The organism is Roseivivax halotolerans, assembly GCF_900115815.1.
In the GTDB taxonomy this organism is placed as follows: domain Bacteria; phylum Pseudomonadota; class Alphaproteobacteria; order Rhodobacterales; family Rhodobacteraceae; genus Roseivivax; species Roseivivax halotolerans.
Map to the genome: position 1 here is coordinate 142458 of NZ_FOXV01000009.1, position 6345 is coordinate 148802.

The window sequence follows — 6345 nt, forward strand, 5'->3', positions numbered from 1 at the left end:
CCAAGATGGCAGAGCTTACGCCCGCCTTCGAGAGTTTCGAGGCCGCCTATTCCGAGGGCCGGAACCAGGTCGTCTATGCCCGGCTCGCCGCCGATCTCGACACGCCCGTCTCGCTGATGCTGAAGCTCACGGGCGCCGCGCGCGATGCCTTCATGCTGGAATCGGTGACGGGCGGCGAAGTGCGCGGTCGTTACTCGATCATCGGTATGAAGCCCGACCTCGTCTGGCGCTGCAACGGCAGCCAATCCGAGATCAACCGGCAGGCGCGGTTCGATGCGGATGCGTTCGAGCCGATGCAGGACGACCCGCTGACCGCCCTCAGGAGCGTGCTCGAGGAGAGCCGGATCGACCTGCCGGACGGCCTGCCGCAATCCTCCGCGGGCCTATTCGGCTATCTGGGCTACGACATGATCCGGCTCGTCGAAAACCTGCCCGACGTGAACCCCGATCCGGTCGGCCTGCCGGACGCGACGCTGATCCGCCCTTCCGTCATCGCCGTGCTCGACGGCGTGAAAGGCGACGTGATCATCGTCTCGCCTGCCTGGGTCTCTTCGGGCCAGTCGGCGCGCGCGGCCTATGCACAGGCCGCCGAGCGGGTGATGGACGCGGTGCGCGATCTTGAACGCGCCCTGCCCCGCGATGCGCGCGATCTGGGTGATGCGGCGGATCTCGGAGAGCCGGTCTCGAACTTCACCCATGACGGCTACAAGGCCGCGGTGGAGCGGGCCAAGGAATACATCCGCGCGGGCGACATCTTCCAGGTCGTACCGTCGCAGCGCTGGACGCAGGACTTCCCGCTGCCGCCCTTTGCCCTCTATCGATCGCTCCGGCGCACGAACCCCTCGCCCTTCATGTTCTATTTCAACTTCGGCGGCTTCCAGGTCATCGGCGCCAGCCCGGAGATCCTGGTGCGGGTCTTCGGCCGCGAGGTTACGATTCGTCCCATCGCCGGCACGCGCCCTCGCGGAGCGACGCCAGCAGAGGACCAGGCGCTGGAGGCGGATCTTCTGGCCGATCAGAAGGAGCTCGCAGAGCATCTCATGCTGCTCGATCTCGGGCGCAACGACACAGGCCGCGTCTCCAAGATCGGCACGGTCCGGCCGACCGAGCAATTCGTGATCGAGCGCTACAGCCACGTCATGCATATCGTCTCGAACGTCGTGGGCGAGCTTGATCCGCAGCATGACGCGCTTTCGGCACTGCTTGCCGGTCTGCCGGCGGGCACGGTCTCGGGCGCGCCCAAGGTGCGCGCGATGGAGATTATCGACGAGCTCGAGCCCGAAAAACGCGGCGTTTACGGCGGCGGTGTGGGATATTTCTCCGCGGGCGGCGACATGGACATGTGTATCGCGCTCCGCACGGCGGTCATCAAGGATCAGAAGCTCTACATCCAGGCGGGTGGCGGCGTCGTATATGACAGCGACCCAGAGGCCGAATACCAGGAAACCGTGCACAAATCGAACGCGATCCGCCGGGCCGCGGCCGATGCCGCGCGGTTCACCGGCGACGGCAACCGCTAGGAATCAGGACGCCGCGGCCGCCTCGGTTCTGATGCGTTCGATCATTGCCCGCAATCCATTCGAGCGCTGTGCCGAAAGGTGATCGTTGAGGCCCAGACGCCCGAGTTCCGCCTTTGCGTCGACACCCGGCACCTCGGTGACCGGCAGCCCGTTATAGAGACGGTGCAGCACTGCGATCAGACCGCGTACGATCATCGCGTCGCTGTCGCCCTCGAAATGAAACGACCCATCCTCGATCCGGCTGTGCAGCCAGACCTGGCTCGCGCAGCCGTCGACCTTGGTGGCGGGTACTTTCAGCGCATCGTCGAGCGGGTCCATGTCGCGGCCCATCTCGATCACCAAGCGGTAGCGATCTTCCCAATCCTCGAGGAACTCGAAATCCTCGACCACGTTTTCGAAGGCCTGTTGTGCCATGCGCGCCCCGATCTCTTTGAATTCCCTTGTTGCACCGGAGACCTATGCTCAGCCGCAGGTCTCGTCCAGCCCCGCCTTCCGGCTTTTCACCGGCGCGCCGATAGGCTAGTCCACGAAGGAAAGGGATCGAGGGACCGATCATGCGTTTCAGAACTCCGGTGCTCATCTGCCTCGTCGCGGGCCTCACGCTTTCGGCCTGTGGCAGCCGCCTCAATCCGTTCACGTGGTTCGGCCAGTCCCGATCCGTGCCCGTCAGCGAAAGCACCGCAGCCAACCCCCTGATCCCCGCGCGCCGCGTCTCGATCCTGCGTTCCAACGACGAAGAGGTCTATCGCGGCCAGCCCATTCGCCAGGTCGAAAGCCTCGTGATCGAGCGGCGCCCCGGCGGCGGCATTATCAAGGCAACCGGCCTTGCCCGCGTGCCGGGACGCTACGAGGCGCGGCTGACACCTGTAGAGCTTGAAAGCACCGGCGGGCGGCTCGTCTACTCTCTCGATGTGCGGCTCTTCCGCAGCGCGCCCAATACCGGGGCCGACGCGCGCCGCGTGACCGTGGCGACATTCCTGACGGATCAGGAACTCTCCACGATCAGCCAGATCGAGGTGCGCGGCGCAGAGAACGCGCTCGTCACTCGCCGTTAAGCTCGATCACGTCGATCTTGTTGCCTTTCGCGGCCAGGGCAATGCGCCCGTCGCAAAGGCGCAAGGCATCCTCACCGAAGACCTCGCGCCGCCATCCCGAAAGCGCCGCGACGTCGCGGGCACCGCTCGCGATCGCGTCGAGATCCGCCGAGGGGGCGACGAGCTTGGCCGCGACGCCTGAGCTTTCGGTTCGCGCCTTGAGCAGGACGCGCAAGAGATCGGCCAGCGCCGGGTTCACCTGGCCTTTATCGCGCGGATCTTCGACGCGGGGCAGCTCGTCCTTGTCGAGCGCCTCGCCAGCGGCCACGGCCGCAAGAATGCCGTCGGCCACGTCGCCCTTGCGCCCCTCGCGCAAGAGAAGCCGCGACCGGCCGAGATCGGCGTGGCTCTTGGGCTTGGTCGATGCCAGTTCCACCAGCGCATCGTCCTTGAAGACCCGGCTGCGCGGCACGTTCTTTTCCTGGGCATAGGCTTCGCGGAAGCGTGCGAGTTCCCGCACGATGCCCAGGAAACGGGGCGAGGTGTTGCGCGTCTTGACGCGCTTCCACGCATCCTCGGGCCGCGAGATATAGGTCTCCGGATCGGCGAGCTGCGCGAGCTCTTCCTCGACCCAGCGGTGCCGCCCGGTATCTCGCAGCTTCTTCTCGAGAAACTCGTAGATCTTCCGCAGATGCGTGACATCGGCGAGCGCATAGGTCTTCTGGGCATCTGTCAGCGGACGACGCGACCAGTCGGTAAACCGCGAGGACTTGTCGAGATTTGCCCGCGCGATCCGTTTGACCAGCGTCTCGTAGCCCACCTGCTCACCGAAGCCGCAGACCATTGCCGCGACCTGCGTGTCGAACAGCGGCTCGGGAATCACGCCGTAATCCACATAGAAGATCTCGAGATCCTGGCGCGCAGCGTGAAAGACCTTCACGACCGAGGTGTCGCGGAACAGCTCGACCAGCGGCTCGAGCGACAGATCCCCCTCGAGCGGGTCGACCAGAACCGCGTCCTCGTCTCCCTCGCCGGGCAGGGCGAGTTGCACGAGGCAGAGCTTGGAATAGAAGGTGCGCTCCCGCAGAAATTCCGTATCGACGGTGACATAGGGAGCCTCATGCGCCCGCGCGCAGAATGCCGCGAGATCTTCGGTCCGGGTGATCGTTTTCATTCTGACCTTTCTGACGAGTCCGTGACGCGACCCTAACCGAACCGTGCGCGGGCGCAATGAGGCATGCTCAGAGGTCGATCCGCGTCTTGTCGCCCGACGCGACGCGCCGAAGCACGGCCGGGTAAAGGCGGTGCTCCTGCTCAAGCACGCGGGCGGCCAATGTGTCCGGCGTATCGCCCGGCAGGACCGGCACCCGCGCCTGCCCAAGGATCGGCCCGTCATCGAGCGCGGGCGTTACCTCATGGACCGTGCATCCATGCTCGCTCTCGCCGGCTTCGATGGCGCGAGCGTGCGTGTGGAGCCCGCGATATTTCGGCAGAAGCGAGGGGTGGATGTTCAGCATGCGGCCCTGCCAGCGTGAGACGAAGCCCTCGGTCAAAACCCGCATGAAACCGGCCAGGCAGATGAGATCCGGCGCAGATGCCACGATCCTGTTGTGCAGCGCGTCCTCGAAGGCGGCGCGGTCGCCTTTGTAGGGACGGTGATCGACCACGGCGGTCTCGATCCCCATGTCTTCGGCGCGGGCAAGCCCACCGGCACCGTCAGTGTTCGACAGAACCAGAACGGCCCGCGCAGGGTGATCGCCGGTCATGCTGCGCGCGAGCGCGACCATGTTCGATCCGCCGCCCGAGATCAGGATCGCAACGCGCATCAGGCAAGCGTGCCGCTGTAGCGGATGCCCTGCCCCTCGCTGACCCGGCCGATCTGATGGACGCGTTCACCTGCGCTCTCCAGCATCGCGGTCAATGCTTCGGCCGCGGCCGCATCGACAACGAGGACCATGCCGATCCCGCAATTGAACGTCTTGAGCATCTCGGCGGCATCCATACCGCCCTCCTCGCGCAGCCATCCGAAGACCGGCGGCAGCGGCCAGGCGGTCAGGTCGATCTCCGCGCCGAGTGTCTCGGGCAAAACGCGCGGCAGGTTCTCGGTGAGACCGCCCCCGGTGATATGGGCCAGCGCGTGCACGCCGCCCGCGCGGATCGCCTGAAGCGCGGGTGTCACGTAAAGCCGCGTCGGCGCCAGTAGCTGTGCACCGAGCGTCCCCTCGCCCCACGGACAGGCGTCTGACCAGCCGAGGCCCGACATCTCGACGATCCGGCGCACAAGGCTGTAGCCGTTGGAATGCACGCCATTCGAGGCCAACCCGAGAAGGACGTCGCCCGCGCCGACGCCGTCAGGCAAAGCCCCGCCCCGCTCCATCGCGCCGACGGCGAAGCCCGCAAGGTCGAAATCGCCCGGCGGATACATGCCCGGCATCTCTGCCGTCTCGCCGCCGATGAGCGCGGTATTGGCCGCTTCGCAGCCCTCCGCGATGCCTTCGATCACTTCTGCCGCGGCATCGAGCTCGAGCTTGCCGGTGGCGAAATAATCAAGGAAGAACAATGGCTCCGCGCCCTGGCACACCAGGTCGTTCACGCACATCGCCACCAGGTCGATCCCGACACCACCATAAAAGCCCGTGTCGATCGCGATCCGCAGCTTGGTGCCGACCCCATCCGTCGCCGCGACGAGAACCGGATCCTCGTAACCGGCAGCCTTCAGGTCGAAGAGCGCGCCGAAGCCGCCGAGCCCTGCCATCGTGCCGGGCCGATCCGTGCGCTTGGCTGCTGGCTTGATCCGCTCGACGAGTGCGTTGCCCGCGTCGATATCGACACCCGCATCGGCATAGGTGATGCTGTTCTTGCCTTGGCTCATGTCCCGCCTTGCCTCTCGCTTCGCGCTCTTGCCGCAGGCGATAGCCGATCACCCCGGCCCCTGCAACGATCCGCTTGACCGGCGCGGCGCGTCTGCTAAGCGAGACCTTGCTGGGGGCCTGTAGCTCAATTGGTTAGAGCAGAGCGCTCATAACGCTTTGGTTGCGGGTTCAAGTCCTGCCGGGCCTACCAGCTGCAAAAAACACTGTTGTTTTTACTACATTTTTCTTAGAAATTGGACCACGCACTATGCGGCGTGGTCCACATTTGCGAGATCAATGGCAGAAAGTCGGGCGATTGCGCGCGCCGCTAACGTACGCCTATCGGTCTGGCGCGTGTAAACTTCCGACGTCTGCGCCTGAGTGTGAGACATCAACGACATGATCTCGTACTGCGTCGCTCCCGCCCCAGCGAGCAACTCGGCTGCTCCTTTTCGAATACCGTGCTGAGTGCGTCCCTTCGGCAGCCCCGCCTCTGCTGTCCATGCTTGAATCTTGTTGCGCATCGCTTCCGGCGAAGCGAACGGCGCACCTGTTTCAGTGGCCATGAAGACTTCCCGCTCAGGATGGAGTTCCAGTTCTTCTAAAAGCTGTGCGAGCACGGGAACAACAACGTGCGCCGAACCCTTCTTCGAAGGCAAAAAAGACAATGCCTCTGCCCCGGTCGAGGACATAACCATGTGCCTCGAGCCGAGACGGTAAACGTCGCCTATTCGGGGCAAAACGTTGAGCGAGAGCAGGAACCATAGCCGCGCCATGGTGCCCGTGACCTGCCCCCACAAAACTGGGCCATTCATTGGGAGAGTTTGTTCTTGTAACGTTCAACGTGACGAGGAGAACGGACGATGCGCAAATCACGCTTTACCGAAGAGCAGATCGTGGGGATTCTGCAGGAGTATGCAGCCGGGGCGAAGGTCTCGG

The 6345-nt window shown here is 64.7% G+C and carries 7 protein-coding genes and 1 tRNA gene; 3 read left to right on the forward strand and 5 right to left on the reverse strand.

Going from position 1 to position 6345, the window contains the following annotated elements; genetic code table 11:
• Window positions 1–5: 5 nt before the first annotated feature.
• Window positions 6–1520: an anthranilate synthase component I gene (gene trpE, locus BM171_RS13410; RefSeq protein WP_093013299.1), complete on the forward strand. Its 1515-nt coding sequence runs from the start codon at window positions 6–8 to the stop codon at window positions 1518–1520.
• A gap of 3 nt (window positions 1521–1523) precedes the next feature.
• On the opposite strand, the gene BM171_RS13415 is transcribed toward trpE, so the two are convergent.
• On the reverse strand, window positions 1524–1934 hold the full coding sequence (locus tag BM171_RS13415) for a SufE family protein (RefSeq protein ID WP_093013302.1): 411 nt from the start codon (window positions 1932–1934) through the stop codon (window positions 1524–1526).
• Between the two features lie 140 nt (window positions 1935–2074).
• Between BM171_RS13415 and BM171_RS13420 the strand changes: the two genes are divergently transcribed.
• Window positions 2075–2575 (forward strand): hypothetical protein, encoded by a 501-nt coding sequence (locus BM171_RS13420; protein WP_093013305.1) that lies wholly within the window; start codon window positions 2075–2077, stop codon window positions 2573–2575.
• Here BM171_RS13420 and rnd read toward each other — a convergent pair.
• From rnd to purM, 3 genes are all read right to left on the reverse strand, one after another.
• Window positions 2562–3728 carry a ribonuclease D gene (gene rnd / locus BM171_RS13425; protein ID WP_093013308.1) on the reverse strand — a complete coding sequence of 389 codons (1167 nt, stop codon included), beginning with the start codon at window positions 3726–3728 and terminating at the stop codon, window positions 2562–2564. The genes BM171_RS13420 and rnd overlap by 14 nt on opposite strands.
• A 67-nt stretch (window positions 3729–3795) precedes the next feature.
• Window positions 3796–4383, reverse strand: coding sequence for a phosphoribosylglycinamide formyltransferase (purN, locus tag BM171_RS13430; RefSeq protein ID WP_093013311.1), 588 nt, complete (start codon window positions 4381–4383; stop codon window positions 3796–3798).
• Entirely contained in the window at window positions 4380–5426 is a 1047-nt protein-coding gene (purM, locus tag BM171_RS13435) for a phosphoribosylformylglycinamidine cyclo-ligase (RefSeq protein WP_093013314.1), read from the reverse strand. Before purM ends, purN begins: the two co-directional genes overlap by 4 nt.
• A 114-nt stretch (window positions 5427–5540) precedes the next feature.
• Here purM and BM171_RS13440 point away from each other — a divergent pair.
• Window positions 5541–5617: transfer RNA gene (locus BM171_RS13440), tRNA-Ile, on the forward strand.
• A 55-nt stretch (window positions 5618–5672) separates the two neighbouring features.
• Here the strand turns inward: BM171_RS13440 and BM171_RS13445 are convergent.
• A complete protein-coding gene (locus BM171_RS13445) occupies window positions 5673–6221 on the reverse strand; it encodes a tyrosine-type recombinase/integrase (protein WP_093013317.1) in 549 nt (182 codons plus the stop codon).
• Between the last annotated feature and the right edge of the window lie 124 nt (window positions 6222–6345).

Bases quoted from the DNA above. Each gene is read 5' to 3' on its own strand.
- BM171_RS13415 (WP_093013302.1), bottom strand. From the start codon at position 1,934: ATGGCACAACAGGCCTTCGAAAACGTGGTCGAGGATTTCGAGTTCCTC.
- BM171_RS13420 (WP_093013305.1), top strand. From the start codon at position 2,075: ATGCGTTTCAGAACTCCGGTGCTCATCTGCCTCGTCGCGGGCCTCACG.
- trpE (WP_093013299.1), top strand. From the start codon at position 6: ATGGCAGAGCTTACGCCCGCCTTCGAGAGTTTCGAGGCCGCCTATTCC.
- BM171_RS13445 (WP_093013317.1), bottom strand. From the start codon at position 6,221: ATGAATGGCCCAGTTTTGTGGGGGCAGGTCACGGGCACCATGGCGCGG.
- purM (WP_093013314.1), bottom strand. From the start codon at position 5,426: ATGAGCCAAGGCAAGAACAGCATCACCTATGCCGATGCGGGTGTCGAT.
- rnd (WP_093013308.1), bottom strand. From the start codon at position 3,728: ATGAAAACGATCACCCGGACCGAAGATCTCGCGGCATTCTGCGCGCGG.